The sequence below is a fragment of the Flavobacterium gyeonganense genome (genome assembly GCF_029625295.1).
Classification (GTDB): Bacteria; Bacteroidota; Bacteroidia; order Flavobacteriales; family Flavobacteriaceae; genus Flavobacterium; species Flavobacterium gyeonganense.
The window spans coordinates 3,319,036-3,345,052 of the sequence record NZ_CP121112.1 but is presented as its reverse complement, the minus strand read 5'-3'; the positions used below and the strand labels follow the sequence as shown (position 1 = coordinate 3,345,052).

Annotated in this window: 24 protein-coding genes and 1 pseudogene; 17 read left to right on the top strand and 8 right to left on the bottom strand. The window is 35.1% G+C overall.

Going from position 1 to position 26,017, the window contains the following annotated elements:
• Nucleotide 1: 1 nt before the first annotated feature.
• Nucleotides 2-310, top strand: coding sequence for a hypothetical protein (locus P5P89_RS14455; protein WP_278008969.1), 309 nt, complete (start codon nucleotides 2-4; stop codon nucleotides 308-310).
• A gap of 368 nt (nucleotides 311-678) precedes the next feature.
• On the opposite strand, the gene P5P89_RS14450 is transcribed toward P5P89_RS14455, so the two are convergent.
• The 4 genes from P5P89_RS14450 to P5P89_RS14435 form a co-directional block, all read right to left on the bottom strand.
• Nucleotides 679-1,743 (bottom strand): tyrosine-type recombinase/integrase, encoded by a 1,065-nt coding sequence (locus tag P5P89_RS14450; RefSeq protein WP_278008968.1) that lies wholly within the window; start codon nucleotides 1,741-1,743, stop codon nucleotides 679-681.
• A gap of 171 nt (nucleotides 1,744-1,914) precedes the next feature.
• The gene (locus P5P89_RS14445) at nucleotides 1,915-2,409 is read right to left on the bottom strand and encodes a hypothetical protein (RefSeq protein ID WP_278008967.1); all 495 of its coding nucleotides are present in this window, start codon (nucleotides 2,407-2,409) and stop codon (nucleotides 1,915-1,917) included.
• A 5-nt stretch (nucleotides 2,410-2,414) separates the two neighbouring features.
• Nucleotides 2,415-3,200 (bottom strand): polymorphic toxin type 43 domain-containing protein, encoded by a 786-nt coding sequence (locus tag P5P89_RS14440; protein ID WP_278008966.1) that lies wholly within the window; start codon nucleotides 3,198-3,200, stop codon nucleotides 2,415-2,417.
• The gene (locus P5P89_RS14435) at nucleotides 3,167-3,418 is read right to left on the bottom strand and encodes a hypothetical protein (protein WP_278008965.1); all 252 of its coding nucleotides are present in this window, start codon (nucleotides 3,416-3,418) and stop codon (nucleotides 3,167-3,169) included. Before P5P89_RS14435 ends, P5P89_RS14440 begins: the two co-directional genes overlap by 34 nt.
• A gap of 276 nt (nucleotides 3,419-3,694) precedes the next feature.
• On the opposite strand from P5P89_RS14435, the gene P5P89_RS14430 reads away from it, so the two are divergent.
• The 16 genes from P5P89_RS14430 (at nucleotide 3,695) to P5P89_RS14355 (ending at nucleotide 15,119) form a co-directional block, all read left to right on the top strand.
• The gene (locus P5P89_RS14430) at nucleotides 3,695-4,537 is read left to right on the top strand and encodes a toxin-antitoxin system YwqK family antitoxin (protein ID WP_278008964.1); all 843 of its coding nucleotides are present in this window, start codon (nucleotides 3,695-3,697) and stop codon (nucleotides 4,535-4,537) included.
• The gene (locus P5P89_RS14425) at nucleotides 4,537-5,748 is read left to right on the top strand and encodes a hypothetical protein (protein WP_278008963.1); all 1,212 of its coding nucleotides are present in this window, start codon (nucleotides 4,537-4,539) and stop codon (nucleotides 5,746-5,748) included. Before P5P89_RS14430 ends, P5P89_RS14425 begins: the two co-directional genes overlap by 1 nt.
• Nucleotides 5,723-6,067, top strand: a complete 345-nt coding sequence (locus P5P89_RS14420) for a hypothetical protein (RefSeq protein WP_278008962.1) — start codon at nucleotides 5,723-5,725, stop codon at nucleotides 6,065-6,067. Before P5P89_RS14425 ends, P5P89_RS14420 begins: the two co-directional genes overlap by 26 nt.
• Entirely contained in the window at nucleotides 6,048-6,548 is a 501-nt protein-coding gene (locus tag P5P89_RS14415; RefSeq protein ID WP_278008961.1) for a PulJ/GspJ family protein, read from the top strand. The genes P5P89_RS14420 and P5P89_RS14415 overlap by 20 nt, the downstream gene beginning before the upstream one ends.
• Entirely contained in the window at nucleotides 6,545-6,673 is a 129-nt protein-coding gene (locus P5P89_RS14410) for a hypothetical protein (protein ID WP_278008960.1), read from the top strand. The genes P5P89_RS14415 and P5P89_RS14410 overlap by 4 nt, the downstream gene beginning before the upstream one ends.
• A 2-nt stretch (nucleotides 6,674-6,675) precedes the next feature.
• Entirely contained in the window at nucleotides 6,676-7,665 is a 990-nt protein-coding gene (locus P5P89_RS14405) for a type II secretion system F family protein (RefSeq protein WP_278008959.1), read from the top strand.
• A gap of 73 nt (nucleotides 7,666-7,738) precedes the next feature.
• Nucleotides 7,739-8,173, top strand: a complete 435-nt coding sequence (locus P5P89_RS14400) for a type IV pilin protein (RefSeq protein WP_278008957.1) — start codon at nucleotides 7,739-7,741, stop codon at nucleotides 8,171-8,173.
• Nucleotides 8,174-8,387: 214 nt separating this feature from the next.
• Complete coding sequence (locus P5P89_RS14395; protein ID WP_278008956.1) at nucleotides 8,388-8,657, top strand: hypothetical protein; 270 nt, start codon at nucleotides 8,388-8,390, stop codon at nucleotides 8,655-8,657.
• A complete protein-coding gene (locus P5P89_RS14390) occupies nucleotides 8,657-10,063 on the top strand; it encodes a GspE/PulE family protein (protein ID WP_278008955.1) in 1,407 nt (468 codons plus the stop codon). The genes P5P89_RS14395 and P5P89_RS14390 overlap by 1 nt, the downstream gene beginning before the upstream one ends.
• Nucleotides 10,064-10,066: 3 nt before the next feature.
• Nucleotides 10,067-11,971 (top strand): type II and III secretion system protein, encoded by a 1,905-nt coding sequence (locus tag P5P89_RS14385; protein ID WP_278008954.1) that lies wholly within the window; start codon nucleotides 10,067-10,069, stop codon nucleotides 11,969-11,971.
• Entirely contained in the window at nucleotides 11,971-12,366 is a 396-nt protein-coding gene (locus tag P5P89_RS14380) for a hypothetical protein (protein WP_278008953.1), read from the top strand. Before P5P89_RS14385 ends, P5P89_RS14380 begins: the two co-directional genes overlap by 1 nt.
• A gap of 62 nt (nucleotides 12,367-12,428) precedes the next feature.
• A complete protein-coding gene (locus tag P5P89_RS14375) occupies nucleotides 12,429-12,830 on the top strand; it encodes a hypothetical protein (protein WP_278008952.1) in 402 nt (133 codons plus the stop codon).
• 23 nt (nucleotides 12,831-12,853) lie between these two features.
• Entirely contained in the window at nucleotides 12,854-13,156 is a 303-nt protein-coding gene (locus P5P89_RS14370; RefSeq protein ID WP_278008951.1) for a hypothetical protein, read from the top strand.
• On the top strand, nucleotides 13,149-13,673 hold the full coding sequence (locus P5P89_RS14365; protein WP_278008950.1) for a hypothetical protein: 525 nt from the start codon (nucleotides 13,149-13,151) through the stop codon (nucleotides 13,671-13,673). The genes P5P89_RS14370 and P5P89_RS14365 overlap by 8 nt, the downstream gene beginning before the upstream one ends.
• Nucleotides 13,657-14,610 (top strand): hypothetical protein, encoded by a 954-nt coding sequence (locus tag P5P89_RS14360; protein ID WP_278008949.1) that lies wholly within the window; start codon nucleotides 13,657-13,659, stop codon nucleotides 14,608-14,610. The genes P5P89_RS14365 and P5P89_RS14360 overlap by 17 nt, the downstream gene beginning before the upstream one ends.
• Nucleotides 14,610-15,119 (top strand): hypothetical protein, encoded by a 510-nt coding sequence (locus P5P89_RS14355; RefSeq protein ID WP_278008948.1) that lies wholly within the window; start codon nucleotides 14,610-14,612, stop codon nucleotides 15,117-15,119. Before P5P89_RS14360 ends, P5P89_RS14355 begins: the two co-directional genes overlap by 1 nt.
• 146 nt (nucleotides 15,120-15,265) lie before the next feature.
• Here the strand turns inward: P5P89_RS14355 and P5P89_RS14350 are convergent, their stop codons facing one another.
• The 4 genes and pseudogenes from P5P89_RS14350 to P5P89_RS14335 form a co-directional block, all read right to left on the bottom strand.
• Nucleotides 15,266-15,805 carry a YceI family protein gene (locus P5P89_RS14350; protein WP_278008947.1) on the bottom strand — a complete coding sequence of 180 codons (540 nt, stop codon included), beginning with the start codon at nucleotides 15,803-15,805 and terminating at the stop codon, nucleotides 15,266-15,268.
• A 701-nt stretch (nucleotides 15,806-16,506) separates the two neighbouring features.
• Nucleotides 16,507-18,442 (bottom strand): annotated as a pseudogene (locus P5P89_RS21850) (OmpA family protein).
• A gap of 2 nt (nucleotides 18,443-18,444) precedes the next feature.
• Nucleotides 18,445-19,353, bottom strand: coding sequence for a PorP/SprF family type IX secretion system membrane protein (locus P5P89_RS14340; protein ID WP_278008946.1), 909 nt, complete (start codon nucleotides 19,351-19,353; stop codon nucleotides 18,445-18,447).
• Between the two features lie 57 nt (nucleotides 19,354-19,410).
• Nucleotides 19,411-26,001 carry a tandem-95 repeat protein gene (locus tag P5P89_RS14335; RefSeq protein ID WP_278008945.1) on the bottom strand — a complete coding sequence of 2,197 codons (6,591 nt, stop codon included), beginning with the start codon at nucleotides 25,999-26,001 and terminating at the stop codon, nucleotides 19,411-19,413.
• Nucleotides 26,002-26,017 lie beyond the last annotated feature (16 nt).

Genomic DNA, 26,017 nt, shown 5'->3' with positions numbered 1-26,017 from the left:
TATGATTAACAAGGAAAAGGCTTATTTGCAAGTTAGAAAAATCCTCCTAGATATGGAGAAAGATATTGGATTGAAATTAGATATAGATGATAAGTACTATGAAGAGTTTTTTGATTTTGTGTTAGTTGCATACAATTCATTTGAATATCTGCATAATGGAAATACATCCTATTTGTTGGTAGGAAACCTACCTTTCATTGTAAACAATAATGAAGGAAATATTTATAAGCTTTTAAATTCAGAATGTGATTTAGATAATATTAAGTTTAAAGAATTACTAAAAAAAGGCTTTCTAGAACAAATAGAATAAACCCCGATGGCTCGGATATGTTACCACGATGATAGCCCCCGATCGCTCGGATATATCACCGCAACGATAGCGCAGAATTGCATTCTGTGCCCGCAACGATGAGCCACAAACATAATTAAGCAAAAAAGCAACCCCGATGTCTCGGATATATCAACGCAACGTTAGCGCAGAATTGCATTCTGTGCCCGCAACAATGAGCCACAAAGTATTAAAACTACGACCATAAAAAAGTTGTAGTTTTTTTAATTTACAAAACCAGATGTCTCAGATATATCATCGCAACGTTAGCGCAGAATTGCATTCTGTGCCCACAACGATAAGAAACAAAGTATTAAAACTACAACCTTAAAAAGTTGTAGTTTTTTATTTTAATAACTCTCCAGCTTGCTATGAACCTTCTCAATTTCCTTATCCATATATGCCTGTGCATAATGTACATAACGATTAAAAGAAGTACTGGCATGACTATGCCCGCTAATTTTGCGGACTAAATGTTCCGGCATTCCTAAAATTAATAATGTGGTAATGGCGGTCCGTCTCATCATGTGAGAACTCATTTTATCACAAAAACGATTTTTAGCAGTGTCTGTCTTTTTAGTGATGCGTTGAGTTTTGCCCTGTTTCTCTCTGGAAACTTCTATAGGAGTCGTAAAACCAGCGAGTTCCCCTATTTGTTTTAAACTTTTATTGAAATTAAATAAACTCGTGTTTCCAAAAAGAGTGGCTTTATTGTTTGATGTTGTGTAACGCTGGAAAATAGTTACGGCATAAGCAGATAATTTGATAAAGCTAAAGGTTTTAGTTTTCTTGGATTTCAGTTTTAAATACCATTCCCCCTCTATTTTTTCGAAGTTTTTATTGGTTAACAAAAAAATATCTGAGTAGCGCAAACCAGTGGTACAGCCAAAAACAAAAATATCCTTAATGCGTCTGTAACTAGGAATTAAAGTTTGTTCGAATTCTTTATCGTGAATTAGAAATTTTAACTGTTCCGGAGATAGTACAAAAATTTCAATTTCTTCTTTCCGAACATAAAACAAACGCTGAAAATCGCCTGTATTTAAGTCTTTGTCATTTTTGAGATAATTAAAAAATACCCGAATCACTTTGATATTGGCACCTACGTAATTGTCATGGCAGCCTTTTTTATATAAGAATTCTGTAGAATTTTGGTAGAATTTTTTCCAGTAGCTTTTTTCAGATGTCAGTTCGCGTTTGTCCAGCTTGGAAGCATCACAAATACGCAATTCAAATTTAGTTTCACTCGAAAACCGGATCAAATTATTCAATACATATTTATAGTTTTGAATGGAGTCCGGTTTTATCTTTTCTCCATTCTTTTTGAGTCGTTTCCCTGTCTCGGTTTCTTTAATGAATTGATTGAATAAGGGTATAATTGGACTCGTTTTTTTCATGTTTTTGTTTTTTTTCAAAAATACAATTTTAAGTGAGAGCTTAAAATTGCCTAGGATGTAAATAAAAAACTACAACTTTTTTAGGGTTGTAGTTTTAATACTTTGTGGCTCATCGTTGCGGGCACGGAATGCAATTCTACGCTATCGTTTCGTTTACATAGTAATCTGGGATCTTTACTATAGTTGTGTTCACATATCCGAGCCATCAGTTTTTTTTTGATTGTTAATGATACTCCTTATCTTTAAAACATTATGTTTTAATCGTTGACTAGCCCATTTATTTATTTTATAATTATCAAATACTGATAAAATATTTGATTGAAAACTTTTCTCTTTAATTAGCAAATTTGTAAAAAGTTCTGCCCAATAATTTGATTCTGAACCAAGAATCATAGATAATATCTCTTGTATTGGAAAAACATCTTTAAATTCCAGATTTTTATCTATAAAAGAATTTTGAAACTCAGTAAAATCAATTTCCAATAGAACAAGAAAATCTCTAAAATCACTACTTTGCCACAATATAAGTTTTGTTCCAAATTTTTCTCGGATTATCAGCCATCCTAATTCACACATACCATATGAAAAATTTATAGATTCAAAATTTGCAATTTTTTTAAATTTAATCTCCTTATTTTCATGAACTATATAGTCATCATTTGTAAATTTTAAGTATCTCTTCATAACAATTAAAAAGTTGGTCCTTCACTATGTTTTACAGTTTGTCCTGTTTTGCTCTCTAAAAAAGTCTTAAACTTTTGTCTAATTTCTGGAGTCCAGTTTTGATGATAATGTCCTGACATCTCATTAGTAATTATTTCACCATTTTCTCCTCTTTTAAAAAGACCTCCAACAACATTATTATTATCAATTGATTTTGCTAAATTCTGATGTGGTGATAAACCAGCAGTAGAATTTTGAACTTTTCCAACAACAAATGTCTGAGTTTCTGCATCAAAAACAAACTCAGTTGCATTTTTTGGATTATATTTTTTGAATAGAGCAACTGATTTAACTCTTGGACTAACCTCTATTACACCTGGGTCTGGTCCATAACCCTTATTTTTTCTATCTTTTGGAGTATACCAAGCAGTCTCGTTTATTGGACCATACATAACCGTATTATTCTGAATATTGATAACAGTTTGTACAGTTGACTGATAATTTGATTGAGCTTCAGAATTAAATGAATCTTTAAAATCTGATAAAGTCCACATATGTTGTGCATCGCGAATATTTTCAAACATTTCGCTTTTCTCTTGATTGCCATTTCCATAAGTGCCAGCAAAACCAATATAATATTTAGTATTATTATGAGTAACCAAATATCTTTTTACGGGAATTTTATAATACCTATCAATTAAACCCCACAATAGTGTTACATGATTATGTGTTTTATAACTTGTTAAAGTAAGATGAATTTTCCCTTTCTTATCTGCAGTTAATGTATAATGAAACTCTTCAGCGCCATCCAAATCAATTGCTTGAATCGGTGTGTTACCCGCAAATTGATAAGGTGTGTACCATGGAAATTTTTTTCTAAAGGGTCTATAGATAAAAATCTTCCAAGTCTAGTATCATAAAATCTTTTGTCATAATCTATGGCATTCCCATCACCTTTTAATTCATCATCTTTTTCCATACCATTAAACCCATAACGATAGGATTCAGACTTTCCATGGCTTGATGGCACTAGCATTCCAAAAGGATAGTAATCCAATCCCGGCTAATGTCAATAAATAAAAGAACCTTTATGCAATTTAAAAACTTCAAAATTGCAGTTTTCAGCAATTTTCGACATTTCAAAGTTACTGAAACACGAGAAATAAAAACCTTTTTTCACTTTCAAAATTAGTCATTCCCTTCCATCTTGTTAATAAAATATTAGTCCTATCAAACGTACAAATTATTTTTGCAGGATAATAAAAAAAAACTATCTTGCTTCGCCTATAAAAACGCCCCTTGTACATTGAGAACAACTACTATTCAACGCTTTATATTATTATTTTTAACCTTTGCCTTAGTTTCTTTTGCTGATCCTTACACCATAAAAAGAATCTCTGATAAAGATTTCAGATACGAATTTTATACTACTGATAAAAAAATAGACCCTAAGCTGGATAAAACCTATTATTGGTTCAAAGGCGGTCTTATACACGAAGCTCAGGGCGGTTTTGCAGGGGTTTTACTTCATGACAAATTTATAAAAATGTACCACAGCAATCAGCTGGCAGAACAAGGGCAGTTTAAAGAAGGACTACGTGTTGGTTTATGGAAAACCTGGCATGCAAATGGTGTGTTGGCTACTACACTTAGTTATTTTAAAGGCTTACGCCACGGAAAATATTTCAGATATAATGAAAATGGTACTTTGGTAGAAAACGGAAAATTCAGTGCGAACCTTAAAACCGGTAAATGGACCAATACGGAAACCAAAGAAATTACAACCTACAAAAAAGGTGTAATCGTTAAACAAAAAGAAATTTTCACGAAGTCTGAACAATACCGAATCAAACAGGAAAATGCTAAACTAGAAAAAGTAAAGGAAACACAAAAAGAATTAGAAGCTACTTCTGATGCTTTGAAACTGGCCAACTACAAAGCCAAAGAAAAAGAAGAAAAAGCATTAGAAAAAGAGAGAATCAAAAAAGAAAAAGAAAGAGCTGCTGCTGCACAAAAAGCAGAAAAAGAAGCTGAAAAACAAGCAAAAAAGGCCGCTAAAGAACAATCCAAAAATCAGCCTAAAAAAGATTCTAAGGTCACAACCTTCTTTAACAATCTTTTCAAAAAGAAAGATAAAGCCCCTCAATAATGGTTAAGGCCCATAGTTTGTTGTACGCTATTTATATTTGCCTGATTGTTTCTATTATTTGCGGAGCGCTGTTGTATTTTTCAAATCTGTTCAGTCAGCTTAATTTGTATTACAACCTGCAGGAAGAACTTTATATCCAGAATCAATCGGTTTTAAACTTTGCTTTGGGAAACAAAACGATTCCGACAGAGATTGAAAAAGACGAAAACTCAGGAATCGAAGGAAGCTACGAAACAAAACCATACGGGCTGCTGTCTTTGATTTTAGCCAGGTCCTATGTTTCAAATGACACGGTTTCCTCTGTACATTTTGTTGGCGCACGAAATACAGATAAAAATGCCATTTATCTGACCAACTTATCAAAATCACTTTACTATTCCGGAAAAGTAAAACTGATAGGTAATAATCAGCTTCCAAGTCCTTTTATTGAAACGTCTTATATCAACAACAATCTGAATCAGCTTGTTGTAAAAGGAGAAAAGGCTATTTCTGAACCTTTTTTACCCGAAATAAATCCTGATTTCAAAAAGATATTTCAAGGCATAAAGTCTGAAAAAATAAAACTCTCCGAAGTAGAAAAACCAAAAGACTCCTTGTACTACAATTCTTTTTTTAATACCACCAAAGAAATTCAGGTAAAATCGACTTTAGGAAATATCATCTTCAAAGGTAATTTCATTTTACGCTCTGAAGATTCTATCCGGGTTAAAAAAAATGCAGTTCTGGAAGATGTTATTTTAATGGCTCCGAAAATAACTTTTGAAGAAGGTTTTAAAGGTACTGTTCAGGCATTTGCAACAAAAGGTATTGAATTAGAAGAAAAGGTTACCTTAAACTATCCATCGGTAATTTGCGTGTATAATGAAAGTCTTGAAGCATCTAAAATAAAAATAAAAAAAGGATGCCAGATAACCGGTGCTGTTGTTTTGTTTGGCAGCACAACAGATAGGATGGATAAAAATACAATCGAAATAGACGAAGATGGGCTGCTGTTTGGCGATTTGTACTGCAGCGGGAAACTCATGCTCAGAAGCAATGTTTACGGTTCGGTTTATACGAATCGGTTTTTTCTGAAAACCAGTTCTTCTTCCTACGAAAACCTGATCAGCGATATCGAAATCAATACTGAAAAACGTCCTGATTATTATATTTCGATTCCATTGTTTAACACTCAAAAAACAACCTATGGTGTTATCAAAAAAGTATTATAAACCCGCAGCCAACTCCATATTAGAATCGGTTATTGCACTGACCATTATCTCGATCTGCCTGTATTTTGCCGTCATGATTTTTGCTTCGGTTTACACGCCAAAAACTTCTGCCAAATTTTACAGCACCCAGAATAAGGTCAATGAACTTTTTTATTTATCACAACTAAAAAGTGATTCATTGTCTAACGAAAGTGAAGATGAAAATCTTTTGATAGAAGAAGAAAATATCAATACTGAACTTAAAAAGATTTCGATCGACTATAAAGACAGTACACAATTTAAGTTTCAAAAAAGCTTTTATGTTCAGATCCGCCCATAACAATTCAAAATATGTACCCGCTTTTTCCATTATCGAAGCGGTTGTTGGTATGGCTATTACGGCTATTATCATGGGAATTTTGTTCGTTATTTTTTCAATTGTTACCGGAAGGATGCTGGACTTTAAAAACCAGAATCAATTAGTAAATGATTTGAATAGATTAACTTATAGTTTGAACAAAGATATTTTTGAAAAGGAAAAAATGACGGTTTATGAAACTGAAATAGCGTTTAACGGATATGCAGGAGAAAGAGTTTTGTATCAGTTCTCAGACGATTATATCCTGAGAAACAGTGAAACTTTCATTGATACATTCCGAATAAAATTAAACAGAATGATAATGGACACCGTAAAAAGCAAATCGGAACAATTTGTTTTTCAAAAAATAAAATTAAACATAGAATCAAACGAAAAGGAAATGGATTTACGATTTTATAAGAGAGTATATCCTAATGAATTATTACAAACAATTAAAAAATGAGTTTTGATTTAACGACATACAAAGCCACAAAGGCTGAGAAAAAAGATTTCAGGATTGAAACCGGTTCTTTTCAGTTTTCTAAAAAACTTTCAGATAAAAAAAGGAGATTTTCTACAGAGAATTAGGAATGCTTTTGCGATCAGGTGTTGATTTTAAAAAGGCATTAGAAATTCTGGGCAATCAGTCTAATAATAAATTTGAGAAAGAGCTTATTCTGCAAATCAAGGAAAAAGTCGTTGAAGGAAGAAGTATTTACGAATCGATGCTTGAAACCAACCAGTTTTCACCTTATGAATATTACAGTATTCAGATTGGTGAGGAAACCCGAAAATTAGAAGAAGTTTTAGGGGAATTGCAAAAATATTTCAACCGAAAAATTCAGATGAAAAGGCAAATCATATCGGTAATGACTTATCCGACAATTGTGATGCTGGTTACCGTTTTGGTTCTTTATTTCATGCTGAATAAAGTGGTTCCAATGTTTAGTTCGGTCTTTAAACAATTTGGAAGCGAACTGCCAAAAAGTACACAGATTATTCTGAAAATATCAAATCATTCCGGACTTATTTTTTCTGTTGTCATTGGAATTATTGTCGGTTTGATTGCAATTCATATGTTATTCAAAGACAAAAACAGCTACAGATCGTTTACCACAAATATGGTTCTGAAAATTCCATACTTCGGAAACCTGATTCGGAAAATTTACATTTCACGGTTTTGTCAGGCCATGAACTTGTTGATTACGTCTAAAACAACCCTGATAAACTCGCTAACTTTAACAGCAAAAATGATAGGTTTTTATCCGATAGAAATCGCTATTAACCAAATAAAGGAAGACATTACCAGAGGAGCTTCTTTAAATGAAAGCTTAAAAAAGCATACGGTTTTCGAAAATAAAATGGTTTCTATGGTAGAAGTTGCTGAACAGGTAAACCAGCTGGAAACTATGTTTGAAAGGTTAACCGAACAATATAATGAAGAAATAAGCCATCAGACAAAAATGATCGGAGTGATTCTGGAACCCATGATTATTATTGTAATTGGAGCAATTGTTGGCGTCATTATGGTGTCTATGTATGCACCAATGTTTGACTTAAGTAAAATTATAAATAAATAGCAGTTATTTCGATTCAATTTGTATTTTTGCGACCTATTAATTAACAGATTTTAACACAGAAAAAAGCACATAAATGTTAAATAAAATTAGAGTATATAAAAAATTAAACAAAAAACTATATGTTAAAGCATACTCTTTAACAGAAATTTTAATTGTTTTGTGCATCATTGGTATTTTATTGCTAATGGTATTACCAAATCAAACCTCAGTAATTGGTCAGGCTAAAGCTATTGAAGCTCAGGCCATGCTAAATCAGGTTTACGGGTTGGAAAAAAGTTATTTCTACAGGCATTCAAAATATTCAGGCAGTTTAGAAGAAATTGGGTTTGAACAGGAAAAAACAGTTGAAGAAGGCGGACAGGCAGTTTATAAAATAGAAATTTTAGAAGCTTCTAATGATTCGTTTTCTGCCAGGGCAACAGCTACATCTGATCTGGACGGTGATGGCAGTTTCAATACATGGGAAATTGACAGTAAAAAAATACTAACGGAAGTAACAAAAGAATAAATTGAAAATAGCCCCAGCAATTTTGTTATTCTGTTTAATAGTTATTTTTTTTCAGGACATAAAATACAGAAGAATTCATATCATCTTACCTATCGTAATCTTTGGTATATCCTTTCTTATAGTTCCTTTAAAAAAATATGATTTAGTAGAAATATTCCTTTTCAATACAGGTTTCTTCTTCATTACATTAGGCATACTAACACTTTATATGAGTTTGAAATCTAAAAAATTTCTGAACCCGTTCGAACATTATTTCGGATTAGGAGACTTGTTATTCTACGTGGCTATTACTCCCCTGTTTTTATTAAAAAATTATATTTTATATTTTATTTTATCCATGCTATTTGCGATTTTGATGCAATTGGGACTGAAGAAGTTTATTAAAGAAGAAACTGTTCCGTTAGCAGGGTTTTCGGCTTTATTTTTATTCATTATACTACTGAAAGACAGCTTGATTGATTTTCAGAAAATCACTTTATTATAATGGAACAAGAAATCAAAATCCTTCCTGAAATACAGCATACTGTTTCTAATGATTTGGCCAACCAGTATCGTGTTTTGCCAAAAACATTACTTGAGAACACTTTAGAATTATACGTTGATGATGCTAATAATAATGAAGACGCTAAAGACGAATTAGAATTGTTTTTGGGAAAAAATATTGTTTTTCATCCTGTAAATGCTGCCGAAATAGAAAAAGCATTGTCTATATATTACCGAAAGGAAAGAGCGCTAACTTCAAACAAATCCTTAAATGTAGATAAGGGCGATTTTCTTGAAAACCTGCTTACCGAAGCAAAATCTTTAAAGTGCAGTGATATTCATTTTGAAGTTTATGAAGATTCATCACGAATTCGTTTCAGAATTGATGGTCAATTAATTGAACGCTACAAAATAGAACAGGATAATTATCTTGAATTAGTTAACAAGGTCAAGATTAAATCCAAATTAAACATTACCGAAAAAAGGCTTCCACAAGACGGAAGAATTACCAATGAATCATTTGATATCAGGGTTTCTATTTTACCAACATTATTTGGAGAAAAAATAGTAATGCGTCTTTTAGGTCAGGATGCATCAAATATAGATCTCAGTACTTTAGGACTTCAAAAAGAAGAATTAGAAAGCTACCTTGAAGCTGTAAAAAAACCTAACGGAATTATTTTGATAAGCGGTCCAACCGGTTCAGGAAAAACCACTACGCTTTATGCTACTTTAAGATTACTCAACGATAGCCGAAGAAATATTGTAACCGTTGAAGATCCTATTGAATATACTTTAAAAGGAATTAATCAGGTACAGCTTAAGGAAGATATTGGCTTAACATTTTCTTCTGCCTTAAAATCTTTTTTACGTCAGGATCCTGATGTAATCATGCTGGGAGAAATTCGTGACTCAGAAACTGCTTTAATGGCAATTCGTGCTTCATTGACCGGGCATTTGGTTTTATCAACTATCCACACTAATTCAGCAATAGGAACCATATCAAGGCTGATTGACATGGGAGTTCCCTCCTACTTAATTGCCGAAACCCTAAATTTATCTGTAGCCCAGCGACTGGTTAGGAAACTTTGTGATAAATGTAAAAAAGAAACAGTCAGTAATCCTAAAGATTTTCCTCTAAATTTTAAATTCCCTTTCGAAATTTCATCTTATTACAAACCTGTGGGCTGCAATCAATGCTTTCATACAGGTTATAAAGGAAGGACAGCAATTTACGAAATAGTAAATATTGACAACAAAATTGCCGAAGCAATCAAAAATAATACCATTACCAAATTATATAATAATGATAAGAGCTATAAATCACTGCCCGAAAAAGCATTTGAGATTTTAGCCATCGGAGAAACTTCTCTGGAAGAAATATATTCAATTTTAATAAACATATAATAAATGCTTAAACAGGTTGTTTGCGTACTAACCGCGTTATTTTTTTCCAACATTCTTGTAGCACAACAGGATATTGTTGAATTAAGTAGAAAATTTGACGAACTCTCAATACAAAAAAAAGGATTAAACGAGACTATTAAAATTGATGTTTCAGGACTTACCCTGCATGATTTTATTTCTTCAATAGCTGAAGAACATCAGCTTAATATAGACGTTGATATAGAATTAAACCAGCCCATAGCCAATAATTTCTTTGATGTTACGGTAAAAGATGTTTTTATTCATCTTTCTCAGAAATACGATCTTGAAGTTTCCTTCATGAATAATATTATAATTTTCAAAAAAAGAAAAGTCATAACTGTTGTTCCAAAAAAGCAGCCTAAAATTATAGATGTTACGTACAATCCTCAAAATGACTTTTTATCAGTAAGAGTAGAAAACGACACTTTATCTGCTGTAGCTAAAGCTATTATTGATAAATCAGGAAAAAATGTGATTCTGGCACAGGATATAAAAAACATCCGAATTTCTTCTTACATCCTGAATCGTGCTTTCGATCAGGTGATTGAGATGATGGCAAAATCAAACGATTTATCTGCTGTGAAAGATGACAACGGATTTTATTTTCTGCAAAAAAACACAATTGCCAATATCAATACAGTAAGCACCAATGCTAAAGCAAAACAACCAAAAGTAGGTCTTGGAGTTCCCGGTTTTTATGAAGTAAATATCAATAAAAATGGTTTTTTACAGGTTAATGCCTACATGGCCGATGCTTCTGATTTATTAACCGAAGCTGCAGAAAAACTGCACATTAATTATTTTTTATACAATAAGCCCGAAAACGAAAAAACTACACTTTCTGCTGACAATATTACTTTTGATGAATTGCTGTCAAACATTTTTAAAGGAAAAAAATATACTTTTAAAAAACAGGATAATTTATATCTGATTGGTGAAGAAGCTACAGAAGGATTAAGAATAACGGAAATGATTCAGCTGGAAAACAGATCTATTGAATCCATAATTAATACATTACCAAAAGTTTTTTCGGAAAAATTAGAAATAAAAGAATTTATAGAATTAAACGGATTAATTGTTTCCGGATCAAGATCTATACTTGAAGAATTAAAAGTATACATCAAACAAATTGATAAGGTCGTACCGATGGTACAAATTGAAGTTATCATCGTACAGTACAATAAATCATATGACATTCAAACCGGTCTAAAGGCCGGATTAGACAAAATAAATTCGGTCCAGACTGGCGGAGTATTATTTCCCAACTCTGATATGACTTTAAACGGATCTTCCGTAAATAGTTTAATTGATGCTTTTAATGGTTTTGGTCTTTTTAAATTAGGAAAAGTAACCGAATCATTTTATCTCAACCTGAAACTTTTAGAAAGTAATTCGGCCCTAAAAATTGAATCTACACCTAAGATAGCCACCATAAGCGGACACGAAGCAAAACTGTCAATTGGAGAAACCAGCTATTATTTTGAACAAAATAACCGACTAATAAACAGCAACATCGGAAATGATATCTTAAATTCCGGAACATGGAAATCAACCGATGCTAATTTAAGTGTATCGATAAAACCATACGTTTCTACCGATGAAAACGTAACCTTGACTATTGCTGTAGAAAAAAGTTCCTTTTTAGCCAGAGCCGGTGAAGATGCTCCTCCCGGAAAAGCTACTCAAAAGTTTGAATCTTTGGTTAGGGTTAAAAATGGTGAAATGATTTTGTTAGGCGGTTTAGATGAACTAAAAAAAGAAAACTCAGGTACTGGTACTCCCTTAATATCAAGAATCCCTGTTATCAAATGGTTTTTTAGCAGTAGAAAAAAAGGCAAAAGTGATTCTAAACTTCATATTTTTATTAAACCAACGGTTATTTATTAATGTTAGCTACTTTATCTAAATTTATAAAAATAAACGACTTAAATGTTGTTGGTGTAATCAAAAGAGAAGATTATGATATCTATAATTTGCTGACTATTAAAAAGAAAGCAAACAAGATTTCTATAGTCACTAAACAGACTTTTGAAACCCTTGAAGAATTAAACAAATCAACAGATAAAAAACTGCCTGTTTTAATTGTTATCGAAGGAAAAGGAGTTTTAAATAAAGAAATCGATTTTGATAATGAAGCTGATGTAAGCTGGCAAAAAAACATTGACCATAATGCTATTTATTTTACTGATTTAAAAGGACTAAAATCTAATTTTATTAGTTTCTGCAGAAAAAACATTGTTGAGGAAACCATTTCGAAATTTCAAAAAAAGGATTTCAGGTAATTGATGTTTACATTGGTTCATTTTTAGCGGCCTTAGTTAATAATGTCCTGAAAAAAGAGGTCTTGTTTTCAACTAATTTACGATTGGAGTTTGAAAAAGAAAAACTGGTTGGCTTCACCAAGCAAAATGAAGCCGTCAAAACAATAGATTATCAATTAGGTGATGAAACCGTTTCGAATATCTTCTTACCGCTATATGGTGTCATTATTCATTTTTTTGTAAAACCAAAAGAAGTTTCAAAAACCGCGAACCCAGCTTTAAATAGTGAAGAATTAATTTACAGGAAAGCATTTGGATTTTTTGGAGTAATCATTTTGGCTGGCTTTCTGACTTCGTTATTAATGAGCTATTTGATGATTCAGTATTATGGTACAAAAAATTCCGAATTAAATTTACAAACTGTATATTCAAATCAGTCGTATCAGCTCATATTGGATTTAGAAGCCCAGAAAGAAAAAAATTAAACATTTTAAAAGAATCCGGTGTTTTGTCTTCTAAATTTCTTACTTATTATGGGTACGAAATAATTAAATCAATACCATCAGATATATCCTTAAATGAATTAAATATTATTCCGTTAAAAGAAGAGTATAAAGAAAATAAAAAAGCTTTTTTTGAGGCCAAAACCATTATCGTTAAGGGAGAAACTTTTCGCGAAGGATCTTTTAATAACTGGCTGGAAGATTTAAAAAATATGAAATGGCTCCAGCGTTTTGAAATTATAAGCCTTAAAAAAGACAAGAAAAACAAATCCATTTTTGAAATCAAAATAACTTTAAAGAATGTTTGAAAACTATTCGTATAAACAAAAATTTTATGCCTTGGGTGTTCTTTTTTGTCTGTTGTCAATAACAGCTTATAAAAGATCATTTCATACTCTTTTTGATGTAATTAGTGAATATCGAATTCTTTCAAAAAAGGCGGATGATATCAACAAAAAAGCAAAAAACACAGATGGTTTAACCCAAGACATTGCCTATTTAGATAAAATCATTGGAAAAGAAGGTACTACAAAAGAAATCGTGCAGCAAGGCATCGTAAGTTTTGCGTCAGAAAATGCACCTGCAGTTTCAATAAGCGACCTGAAACCTATACATAATTTTCCTGAAGACGACTATCATATTATAACCAATCAGCTGGACGTAACAGGAAACAGTAATGAACTGCTTGGACTGGCCTATAGCTTTGAAAAAAAATTCGACCTATCGAGAATAGTGAGTATGAATTTTTACACCACAAAGAAGAATGACAAATCTGAAGTTTTACATCTAAAAATGATTTTTCAAAACTATGAAAACAATAAATAAAATAATATTCATTGCATTAGCAATCCTAACTTATTCATGTGATGATATTCTTGAAGAAGATATCAGTGAAGAAACTGTTGAAATTATTACCCCTGCAGAAGATGCAATTATAGAAAGTAATGTCGTAGACTTTAAATGGGGGAGTCTTAAAGGGGCTGATAAATATAGAATTCAGATATACGAAGACGGTATCATGTTATTGGATTCTGTCACTTCAAAAACCAGTGTTACTTTGCCACTGGAAACAGGAAGTTATAGCTGGAGTGTAAGAGGTGAAAATTATGCTTACGAATCTCTTTATTCGTCACCTTCAAATTTTTCCACAAACATTCCTGATGACCTAACTGATCAGAAAGTAGTTCTAACCAGTCCTGAGAACAATAAATTTTTAAATTTCATCAACGTACCTCTTGTTTGGGAGTTTCTTGACAAAGCTACCACATACAATGTCAAAGTTATTAATATCACAAGTGGTCGGGAAGTATATTCCAAATCTAATCTTACTGTTAAAACAGTAACAATAGATTTAGCTTCTCTGGAGGATGGTAATTATGAATGGCAATTAACAGCTAAAAATGACGAAAGCGAGACTAAACGGTACTCTGCAAGCAAATTCAATATTGATACAACAATCCCGAATCAGCCAAAAAACACATCACCTGGAAACGACAGTGATCAAACAGTTAATTCGAATGTTACCTATACCTGGAGTATCGCCGCAGATATTGGCATTTCTAAATCGCCTGTTTCTTATATAATAGAATTTGCGAATGATGCAGATTTTAGTGCTATTTTTGAAACGCAAAGGAGCAATTCAACAACGCTGCAAAGAACAGCTCCAGCAACAGGAATATTTTATTGGAGAGTAAGGGCTATTGATGGGGCTGGCAATATTGGTACTAATAGTACAGGATTCAAATTCACTGTAAAACAATAATGACTAAGAAAAAAATTAATATAATACTAATTCTGTTAGTTTTAGGCTTATGGGGTACTGTAGGCTATAGAGCGCTTTACCGTCAATTTTCAGACAGTGAAGTTACTAATATAATCCAGGATCAAAAATATAATGTATCGATCAAACAAATCAATAAAGACACTTTTGAGTTAGAAAAAATCAATCGGGATCCTTTCCTAAACAGGAATTTCCAGGTAATTGTCGTGCCTAAAAAAAACACCTCAGAATATTCTCCAAAAAAACAATTACAACTTGCTGCCCCACAAAAAAAGAAAGCTTATATTGAGTGGCCGCAAATAAATTATTTTGGCTATATTGGCTCTAAAGAAAAAGGAGAAGATATAATTTTAGTAATGATCAACTCTGAACTTTGTAAATTAAAACTGAATACTCCATTAAAGGGAATAACTATAAAAAAAAGATATAAAGATTCTATTGAGGTCTATTTCAACTCAGACAAAAAAATGATCAAATCACAAAAACTTTAGTGCTTCTGAATTTTCTGTCGCATATTAAAAGACAACTCTGCTTTATTATTTATTCTGCCTTAAATAACAACTTGAATTAATTAATAAACTTTATAGCATATTTTCTTTAAATGTAAACTCTCAATTTCAAAAAAAAATGAAGCTTATTATTTTCTAATAACGGGCACCGAAAAATCTATTTTTATTTCGTTAGAAACTTTTTTAGACATCCATTCCATATTTCCAACTTTGTAATCCATTCTGTTTACACTAAAGTTACCTTTAAAAATCTGGTTCGAAAAGGTAAATGGAATTGTGATTTCTTTTTGAATGCCATGCATTGTCAAAATACCTTTTACAGCATAACCCGCCGCAGTTTTGAAGAATTTTGTGGATTTAAAGGTAATATTTGGATATTTATCTGCATCCAACCATTTGTCATTTTTGGCATGACGGTTTTTCAGCCAGTTTCCTGTTGCTATAGATTCTACTTCAATAATCAAAGAGAAATTCGAAGCTTCTAATGCATTTTCATTAAAAATGATTTCTCCTTTAAATTTTTCGAAAATCCCCTCTACACTGCTGCCTGCAAAATGAATACTGAAATTATTTTCAATATTCCATCGGCTGCTGCTGAAATTTGTAAAACTGCTTACTGCAAGTAATAGCCCAATGAATAAAATAATATTTAGTTTATTTATTTTCATTTTTAATTATTTAAAATACTGTACGAAACTCACTCTGTACTCAAAGTCCGAAGGTTGTCTTAAAAGAGGCACGAAAGTACTTCTTTTTATTTTATTCAAGATGAAGATAATGTTGCTTATGCAAGCATTTAACATTTCATTTGTACTTCAGACATACTTATAAATAATCATATTTAACTCTATTTGAAAAGGGTTCAACTTTAATTAAAAAGTCGAACCCCTTTATTTTAATTTTGCCTGCTTTTTTATGCAACTTCCAACTTTTGAAAAAAGACCGACAATATGTGTCAATCTGCTTTTAAAAGTTGAAATCACTTAATTCTTTTAATTTTTTACAGAACAATTATAAATAATTCTTAATGAACTCAATAAAATTGCTTGTACCAAATTCAGTAAAAAAGACCTGCACTATTGGCTTTGCCAAATCTATTATCAATGAAGCCCAGAAAAATGTTCCGATAAAAATAAGGAGCCAGGTAATTCTATTTATGTATCTCATAATTTCAATATCTTAATTATATGAAAAAATCTTCAGTTTTTTGAATGCTCACAGAAGTCGGATTAAATAACATGTCTGATAATTTATCTTCGACACATCTACTTTGACTCCCTTTTAAAATTAAATTAATACGGATAGTTAAATAAATTTGACAAAATGCTAAGTCCTAAATAAGCCTGTCTTTTTGTAGCCTATAAATTATTTACTGCATGGAAATAATTACGAATTCGCTTCTTCTGTTTAACTGGTGTTCTTCTTCTGTACAATTTACATTATCTGAACATTTATTGATCAGCTGACTTTCTCCATAACCCCTGCCTGATATTCTTTTAGCAGCAATTCCTTTTTGGATTAACCAGTCGATTGTGGCTTTAGCTCTTTTATTAGACAATGCCATATTGTATTTTTTAGTTTGCCTGCTATCGGTATGAGAACGAACGTCAATTTTCATGGATGGATACTGTTTTAGTACAGCTAAAACTTTTTCTAACTCAAAAGCAGCATCATTTCGAATAAAGGATTTATCCAGATCAAAATAAACAATAGGAATTTCAAGAATCTTCGCCAAATCAGTCCCCACTCCTATTTGCTTACTATTTTTTACCAATGCAATATTCAATTCTGATTTATCAGTTGGATGAATTGAAATTTTGGCTTCATTAGTTTCATATTCCTTTTTTGCTGCCCTTACATAATACGTTTGATTGCATTTTACGTTAAAGCTGTAAGTTCCGTCTGCACCTGACATTACTTCTGCAATTTGCTGAAACTTATCATCAAGCAAAATTACTTTTGCAGTACTCAGAATCTCATTTGTATCAGAGTCTGATATTATACCCACTAATTGTTTATCGCAATTGAGTTTTCTCGTTTCTGTGAATTTATATATATCGTCATTTCCAATTCCTCCTTCTTTATTGGATGAAAAAAATCCTTTTCTGGTATTGCTGTCCATTATAAAGGCAAAATCATCAAATTTGGTATTAACGGGTTCCCCTATATTTTGCACCTGACCGAAATCTAAATCAGTATTGATTTTTGAAACAAATATGTCAAGTCCTCCTAATCCCGGACGTCCGTCGCTGGCAAAATAAAGTTCATTTTCTGCGGATATAAAAGGGAATGTTTCACGTCCTTCTGTATTAATTGCCGCACCAAGATTTTCAGGTTTCCCAAATGTACCACCTTCGTTAATTACAACACTATACAAATCAGACTGCCCAAAACTTCCCGGCATATCGGATGCAAAGTATAATTTTTTTCATCCGGACTCAAAGCCGGATGTGCCACACTAAACTGATCACTATTAAAAGGTAATTCTGTAATATTGGTCCATTTATCATTAATGAAATCAGCTTTATACAATTTTAACAATGTAATTCTTTTTTCATCTTTTCCTTTTTTTCCATTTAAAAAATTGTTTCTCGTAAAATACATTGTCTTTCCATCTTTGGTAAAAACAGGTGTAGATTCATTAAATTTTGAATTAATTTTTTCTGAAACCGGATTGGATTCCCTAAAGTCCCATCTGTTTTTAATTCTGCAGCATATAAGTTCGTAAAAGACCTGTTGGTCCATCTAAATGTTTTCTTACTAACCGTTCCTGTATCACGTGAAGAAGCAAATATTAATTTATTATTTACTATTGCACTTCCATAATCTGACTGAGTGGAGTTAATACCCGTTTCTGATATATCAAACCTACCCGAATTTAACTTAATCTGTTCTAAATAGTTTTTGTTATTCTGATATAAGACTCCTCTTGTATCCGTTTTAACTTTTTCATTAAAAGCAGCAAGCATTTCATCTGATTTAGCGTAATCCCCTGTAGATTTAAGAGTCTGCGCATACCTGTAAAAATATTCAGGCTCCTGTTGACTATTTAATGAAAATAATGCATCATACCACTTTGCAGCTTTAGTGAGTTCAGCATTGAAATAATAGGCATTTCCCAGTCTCTGAAACATTTTTTCATCCTTATATCCATTTTCGGCTACTTTTTCATAAATAGAAATAGCATCTATATAGGCATATTGATTATAGTTCTTCTCTGCTTTATTTAGGGCTGTATTTTGCGCTGTTCCGCAAAAAGAAACAGAAGATAAAAAAACGGTATATATTAAATTTTTAATTTTCATAATTAGAAAAATCTTGGTGAAGTTATTCTGCTATACTTATTTAAGAACTCAAAACGGAGGAATATTTCATGCGATCCTGAATTATAATTTACTAACCTGGTTGTTTCACGATCATAAGCATACCCCAGATACAAACCATCAGTTATCTGAAATCCTGCCATTGCACTCACAGCTGCACTCCATCTGTAAGCAACACCTACTACAAATTTTTCATTAAACATAAAATTAGCAGATGCATCAACCTGCAGAGGTGAACCCTCGACCATTTTGGTCAATACTGCCGGTTTAAATTTTACCATTTCATATCTGTCTAAATTGAATACATAACCTGCTATCAAATAATAATTGATACGACTTTTGTATATAGCCACCTCATTATCGTTATACTGATTTGTCTGGATAAAATTAGGTACAGACAAACCTACATAAGCTTTATCTGTATGCCAGTAAACACCAGCACCAATATTAGGTGTAAATTTGTTTTTTAAATTCTGAAATTGCTGGTCTCCCTGATCTTCAGGTTTCAGCCTGTTTGGATCAAGATTGAATAGATTTGCTGATCCTTTTATACCAAAAGAAAGTTTAGCTTCAGCCGATGTTGGTATAGAATAAGAAAAATCAGCTGATAAGTTGTTTTCATTGGTGGGACCAATCTTATCGTTTATTAATGAAAGTCCGAGCCCAACATTTTCACCTACTGGTGCATTGACAGAAAAACTACTTGTTTCCGGAGCTCCATCTAATCCAACCCATTGTGTACGATACAATCCAAAAACGCTTATAACTCCTCTTGAACCTGCGTATGCAGGGTTTATATTGATAGTATTGTACATGTATTGTGTGAACTGCGCATCTTGCTGAGCAAAACTGGCAACCGAACAAAACAATAAGATTAAAACTAATTTTTTCATTTATTTTATTTTTAAATAATGGCTTAGCTTTTCACTAAGCCATTTCATTATAAATTATTATTTAGTAAGGTATAAATAGCCTGCTTTCTGTTGCGGATTTGATTGCTTATCTTTATATCTAACGACATAATAGTACGTACCCTCAGGCAACCCGTCTGATGTTTTAATAGTAGTCCGACCTTCTGATACACCTGTAAAAGCAATGTCATTATTATTGTAATGATCTCTTTCAAATACTAAAACTCCCCAACGGTTGTAAATCTGCACTGTATTATCAGGATAACATTCCAGCCCTTGTACATAGAATTTTTTGTTCTTTTCATCACCATTTGCGGAAACAGCATTAAAGATTTTAATCACACATCCGCTTAATTCTAAAATGGTTGGTCTTTCTCCTTCATCATCACTAAAATCTGACTTATCTGAAACGCTTATTCCGCTTTGGGTAATTCCAGATACTGTTGCCTGGTTGCTTATGCTTCCGGAATTCACATCTGACTGAGTTAAAATATAAGTTCCTTTGATTGAAAAGTTATTGCTTTCGCCAACTGCTAAATTGATAGGGCCTCCGCTAATAATAATGCCTGGCAATGGATCGGAAACTACTATATTTTCAAGATCAACATTACCTTTATTTGTTATCGCAAAACTATACGTTAACGTCTCTCCGGCTTCCGCATATCCGTTTCCGTTGCTATCGTTTAATATTCCTGTTTTCACTATTGCAATTGCAGGCACTTCAACAAAAATCTCCGCAGTTGCAGTACTACAATTAGAAGGATTAGCCACTTCGCATATTTGGTATGTTATAGTGTGTTGTCCTGCTGCCGTAATAGGTGCAACGTCTATTGTCCCATCAGCATTAAGGGAAATACCGTTTGGTAAATTTACCCCTGTTACAATAACATCTGAAGGCACAAGAGGATTTCCGTTTAATGTATCATTATCCAAAACATTGACAACTTCCAAAGAACCATTAATTCCGTCTGCTAATTTTACCGGATCTGCTACTGCCTGCAGTACTGCTTTTTCAACTATTAATGTTATCAATGCCGGACTGGCATCAATACCTCCTTCGTTATCAGTTGCAGTAAATGTAAATGTATCATTACCCACAAAGGCTCCGTTAGGATCAAAAGTAAGCTGTGCTGCCTCAGCCGGTGTTAAAATCTGATTGACTGTTACAGGAACTCCTGATAAGGCTAAAACTCCATGAGCAGGTAAACTTACTATAGTATAACTTACAATAGTTCCATCTATATCTGTTGCTGTTAATGCATTGATTACTGTTGGTCCTGCTGTTGATAAAACAGGAGTATTTGTATCATCTAATGCTACCGGCGCATCATTCACCGCATTTACGGTAATGACAACATCGGCCGTATCGGTCAGTGCACCATCGGTTAAGGTATAAGTGATCGTTGGCACTGTGCCATTGTAATTGGCTGCCGGAACGAAAGTAAGGCTTCCGTCTGCCAGTATGGTAATTTGTCCAACACCCGGGATGGCAACTGGAGAACCTACTGCCTGTATGCCCGTGATTCCTGCTATTGTGTAATCCTGAACTGTAAGCACGGCAGAGTCGATATCGCTGTCTACTCCTGCCACTGCATCAATATCGGTAATTATGTTTCCGGTAATCGAAGCCGCATCCTCAAGGCCGCTGTAGGCGTTGTTTTGTGCTATTGGCTCATCATTCACCGCATTTACGGTAATGACAACATCGGCCGTATCGGTAAGCGCACCATCGGTTAAGGTATAAGTGATCGTTGGCACTGTGCCGTTGTAATTCGCTGCCGGAACGAAAGTAAGGCTTCCGTCTGCCAGTATGGTAATCTGTCCAACACCCGGGATGGCAACTGGAGAACCTACTGCCTGTATGCCCGTGATTCCTGCTATTGTGTAATCCTGAACCGTAAGCACGGCAGAGTCGATATCGCTGTCTACTCCTGCCACTGCATCAATATCGGTAATTATGTTTCCGCTAATCGAAGCCGCATCCTCAAGGCCGCTGTAGGCGTTGTTTTGTGCTATTGGTGCATCATTCACCGCATTTACGGTAATGACAACATCGGCCGTATCGGTAAGCGCACCATCGGTTAAGGTATAAGTGATCGTTGGCACTGTGCCGTTGTAATTGGCTGCTGGCACGAAAGTAAGGCTTCCGTCTGCCAGTATGGTAATCTGTCCAACACCCGGGATGGCAACTGGCGAACCTACTGCCTGTATGCCCGTGATTCCTGCTATTGTGTAATCCTGAACTGTAAGCACGGCAGAGTCGATATCGCTGTCTACTCCTGCCACTGCATCAATATCGGTAATTATGTTTCCGCTAATCGAAGCCGCATCCTCAAGGCCACTGTAGGTATTGTTTTGTGCTATTGGTGCATCATTTACAGCCGTAATGGTGATAAGCTGATTAGCTGTAGCAGTCCCGCCGTTTCCATCGCTGATCACGTAAGGGAAACTGATCGCTGTGCCAGAGTTGAAGTTGGCATCAGGGGTAAAGGTAATGACCCCTGAAGCAGATATATTTACTGTACCGTTTGGCACTGTTATGCTTTGGGCTGAGCCAGTCAATACGGTTCCGTTGATAGAGGTAATTGTAAGGGTATCTCCGTCAGCGTCTGTATCCAGGGCAAGAGGGTTCAGGGTAACGGTATTGTCTTCTGCAACTGTATAAGTATCATCGACTGCAACAGGATTCTCATTCACCGCATTTACGGTAATGATAACATCGGCCGTATCGGTAAGCGCACCATCGGTTAAGGTATAAGTGATCGTTGGCACTGTGCCATTGTAATTGGCTGCCGGAACGAAAGTAAGGCTTCCGTCTGCCAGTATGGTAATTTGTCCAACACCCGGGATGGCAACTGGCGAACCTACTGCCTGTGTGCCCGTGATTCCTGCTATTGTGTAATCCTGAACCGTAAGCACGGTAGAGTCGATATCACTGTCTACTCCTGCCACTGCATCGGTGTCGGTAATTATGTTTCCGCTAATCGAAGCCGCATCCTCAAGGCCGCTGTAGGCATTGTTTTGTGCTATTGGTGCATCATTCACCGCATTTACGGTAATGATAACATCGGCTGTATCGGTAAGCGCACCATCGGTTAAGGTATAAGTGATCGTTGGCACTGTGCCGTTGTAATTCGCTGCCGGAACGAAAGTAAGGCTTCCGTCTGCCAGTATGGTAATCTGCCCAACACCCGGGATGGCAACTGGAGAACCTACTGCCTGTATGCCCGTGATTCCTGCTATTGTGTAATCCTGAACCGTAAGCACGGCAGAGTCGATATCGCTGTCTATTCCTGCCACTGCATCAATATCGGTAATTATGCTTCCGCTAATCGAAGCCGCATCCTCAAGGCCGCTGTAGGCATTGTTTTGTGCTATTGGTGCATCATTCACCGCATTAACGGTAATGACAACATCGGCCGTATCGGTCAGTGCTCCATCGGTTAAGGTATAAGTGATCGTTGGCACTGTGCCGTTGTAATTCGCTGCCGGAACGAAAGTAAGGCTTCCGTCTGCCAGTATGGTAATCTGTCCAACACCCGGGATGGCAACTGGCGAACCTACTGCCTGTGTGCCCGTGATTCCTGCTATTGTGTAATCCTGAACCGTAAGCACGGTAGAGTCGATATCACTGTCTACTCCTGCCACTGCATCGGTGTCGGTAATTATGTTTCCGCTAATCGAAGCCGCATCCTCAAGGCCGCTGTAGGCATTGTTTTGTGCTATTGGTGCATCATTCACCGCATTTACGGTAATGATAACATCGGCTGTATCGGTAAGCGCACCATCGGTTAAGGTATAAGTGATCGTTGGCACTGTGCCATTGTAATTGGCTGCCGGAACGAAAGTAAGGCTTCCGTCTGCCAGTATGGTAATCTGCCCAACACCCGGGATGGCAACTGGAGAACCTACTGCCTGTATGCCCGTGATTCCTGCTATTGTGTAATCCTGAACCGTAAGCACGGCAGAGTCGATATCGCTGTCTATTCCTGCCACTGCATCAATATCGGTAATTATGCTTCCGCTAATCGAAGCCGCATCCTCAAGGCCGCTGTAGGCATTGTTTTGTGCTATTGGTGCATCATTCACCGCATTAACGGTAATGACAACATCGGCCGTATCGGTCAGTGCTCCATCGGTTAAGGTATAAGTGATCGTTGGCACTGTGCCGTTGTAATTGGCTGCCGGAACGAAAGTAAGGCTTCCGTCTGCCAGTATGGTAATCTGTCCAACACCCGGGATGGCAACTGGAGAACCTACTGCCTGTATGCCCGTGATTCCTGCTATTGTGTAATCCTGAACCGTAAGCACGGCAGAGTCGATATCGCTGTCTACTCCTGCCACTGCATCAATATCGGTAATTATGTTTCCGGTAATCGAAGCCGCATCCTCAAGGCCACTGTAGGCGTTGTTTTGTGCTATTGGTGCATCATTCACCGCATTAACGGTAATGACAACATCGGCCGTATCGGTCAGCGCACCATCGGTTAAGGTATAAGTGATCGTTGGCACTGTGCCGTTGTAATTGGCTGCCGGAACGAAAGTAAGGCTTCCGTCTGCCAGTATGGTAATCTGCCCAACACCCGGGATGGCAACTGGCGAACCTACTGCCTGTGTGCCCGTGATTCCTGTTATTGTGTAATCCTGAACCGTAAGCACGGCAGAGTCGATATCGCTGTCTATTCCTGCCACTGCATCGGTGTCGGTAATTATGTTTCCGCTAATCGAAGCCGCATCCTCAAGGCCGCTGTAGGCATTGTTTTGTGCTATTGGCGCATGATTATTACTAACTACAGGAGTTGATGTTGAGGTATTATTTCCAATAATTGGATCGTATAAATTACTTGTAATAGTTGCCGTGTTGGGATAGTTTCCTGTGGCATTTACAGTAGCCGTTATTGTCATCGTGGCACTCGTACCATTATTTAAGGTGCCAATTACCCACACTCCTGTTACAGGATTAAATGTTCCAACACTTGGTGCAGCACTCAAAAAGGTATATCCATTCGGCAATATATCGGTAACTTCAACACCATTGGCATCGTTTGGTCCTGCATTTTCTGCGGTCAGCGTAAAAGTCACGTTATCACCAGGTGCGGGAGTAGTATTATCCACTATTTTATCAATACCTATATTAGCCTGCAAAACTGTTATTTGTGCAGAATTAGAAATTATTGGACAAATTTTTCCACTATGAGAAACTATAGCTCTAAACTGAGTTTGGTTTTGACCAATTGTTATATTATTTACTGAAAGTGAGGAAGTAGTTGCTCCACTGTATTGTCCTCCATTATTTACATTAGCCCATGTCGAACCATTATTCGTACTCATCTGCCATTGATAAACAAGACCAGCATTTGTATTTGTTGCTGGCGGAACATTATAATTCGGAATACCTCCACTAAAAGTAGTTGTATTTCTACCGGTTGCGGTTATTGTAAAAGTAGTATTTGCCCCAACATTTACTGCTGAATTCGATGGATGAGATGTGATATTAAGTTGTGTGGCGACAATTACATTGGCATAATTACCTGTATATGATGCCGTCGCAACCTTTCCTTCCGAATCTACTCCAGGTGTTCCTGTACCATAAACACCTCCATCTCCTCCATCTGCACTTGCTGAATTGTAGTATTCATTGGCATCCGAACATCCATCATTATCTGAGTCTAAATCAAGATAATTTGGTACCCCATCACCGTCACTATCTACTATAGAATAGTCTGAACAATAAATCATACTTGTAATTCCGGTAGTAACCGTATTACTATTAGTTCCTGTAAGGTTTTTGTAAGATCGGATCTCAATTCGTGTAACTTCTCCGGGAATTGTAGTCGTAAAAAAGTTAGCATCAACATTGGCACCACCTGTTGTAACAGCATTTGTAATTTTTAATCCATTGCCTAAATCATGAACCGTCCATGTTCCTGCTGTTCCAAGTGCAGGACTAAAATTAGAGAGATTAGATGGATTTAAGGGAATGGGTGTAGCCCCATTAAACGCATAAATTTCGTAAGCGTCATCAGAATTCAATCCAGCCGAAATAAACTGAAATCCCTCCGTTTTATATGGAAGCTGAATGGTGTATACTGCATAATTTGAAGTATTGGCAACTGCACCTGTATTACTGGTTCTGGTATTTATAGGCTGCAAATAGATATAATCCCCTACAGCTGAGAAGTTGTCTTTTATCTGAACACCTCCTGCGCGGTTTGCATTACCAGATGTACCGGAAGCAGCACCCCAAGTTGCGGTCCCTACCAATGCAGCACTAAAATTTAATGTCCCATTGGAAAGATTGTTAATTGTAACAGGTGTAGTAGTTTGTGCGGCATTAAACAGCGTGTTAAAAGAATACGGAACAGTATTCATACTTGTTGTTACAGAATTTATACACGTATATCTACCCTCGACAATATCTGAAATACCATCATTATCACTATCTGTATCACAACTGTTTGCAAAACCGTCACCATCGGTATCTGGATTAGAGCCTGAAGATGCACATTGTGAATTAGCATTAATTGATGTGAAAAAAAATAAAACTATTGTAAAAATAATTTTTGCACAATCAAACAAAAAATCTAAGCTTATATGATTTTTTTGTTTCTTGTTCCTCGTAATTTTCATAGTTACTGCTTTAAGA

What these genes read in the sequence shown, in the direction of transcription:
- P5P89_RS14455 (WP_278008969.1), top strand. Translation starts at nt 2, where the DNA reads ATGATTAACAAGGAAAAGGCTTATTTGCAAGTTAGAAAAATCCTCCTA.
- P5P89_RS14445 (WP_278008967.1), bottom strand. Translation starts at nt 2,409, where the DNA reads ATGAAGAGATACTTAAAATTTACAAATGATGACTATATAGTTCATGAA.
- P5P89_RS14425 (WP_278008963.1), top strand. Translation starts at nt 4,537, where the DNA reads ATGGTTAAGGCCCATAGTTTGTTGTACGCTATTTATATTTGCCTGATT.
- P5P89_RS14420 (WP_278008962.1), top strand. Translation starts at nt 5,723, where the DNA reads ATGGTGTTATCAAAAAAGTATTATAAACCCGCAGCCAACTCCATATTA.
- P5P89_RS14415 (WP_278008961.1), top strand. Translation starts at nt 6,048, where the DNA reads ATGTTCAGATCCGCCCATAACAATTCAAAATATGTACCCGCTTTTTCC.
- P5P89_RS14410 (WP_278008960.1), top strand. Translation starts at nt 6,545, where the DNA reads ATGAGTTTTGATTTAACGACATACAAAGCCACAAAGGCTGAGAAAAAA.
- P5P89_RS14405 (WP_278008959.1), top strand. Translation starts at nt 6,676, where the DNA reads ATGCTTTTGCGATCAGGTGTTGATTTTAAAAAGGCATTAGAAATTCTG.
- P5P89_RS14400 (WP_278008957.1), top strand. Translation starts at nt 7,739, where the DNA reads ATGTTAAATAAAATTAGAGTATATAAAAAATTAAACAAAAAACTATAT.
- P5P89_RS14390 (WP_278008955.1), top strand. Translation starts at nt 8,657, where the DNA reads ATGGAACAAGAAATCAAAATCCTTCCTGAAATACAGCATACTGTTTCT.
- P5P89_RS14385 (WP_278008954.1), top strand. Translation starts at nt 10,067, where the DNA reads ATGCTTAAACAGGTTGTTTGCGTACTAACCGCGTTATTTTTTTCCAAC.
- P5P89_RS14380 (WP_278008953.1), top strand. Translation starts at nt 11,971, where the DNA reads ATGTTAGCTACTTTATCTAAATTTATAAAAATAAACGACTTAAATGTT.
- P5P89_RS14365 (WP_278008950.1), top strand. Translation starts at nt 13,149, where the DNA reads ATGTTTGAAAACTATTCGTATAAACAAAAATTTTATGCCTTGGGTGTT.
- P5P89_RS14360 (WP_278008949.1), top strand. Translation starts at nt 13,657, where the DNA reads ATGAAAACAATAAATAAAATAATATTCATTGCATTAGCAATCCTAACT.
- P5P89_RS14355 (WP_278008948.1), top strand. Translation starts at nt 14,610, where the DNA reads ATGACTAAGAAAAAAATTAATATAATACTAATTCTGTTAGTTTTAGGC.
- P5P89_RS14350 (WP_278008947.1), bottom strand. Translation starts at nt 15,805, where the DNA reads ATGAAAATAAATAAACTAAATATTATTTTATTCATTGGGCTATTACTT.
- P5P89_RS14340 (WP_278008946.1), bottom strand. Translation starts at nt 19,353, where the DNA reads ATGAAAAAATTAGTTTTAATCTTATTGTTTTGTTCGGTTGCCAGTTTT.
- P5P89_RS14335 (WP_278008945.1), bottom strand. Translation starts at nt 26,001, where the DNA reads ATGAAAATTACGAGGAACAAGAAACAAAAAAATCATATAAGCTTAGAT.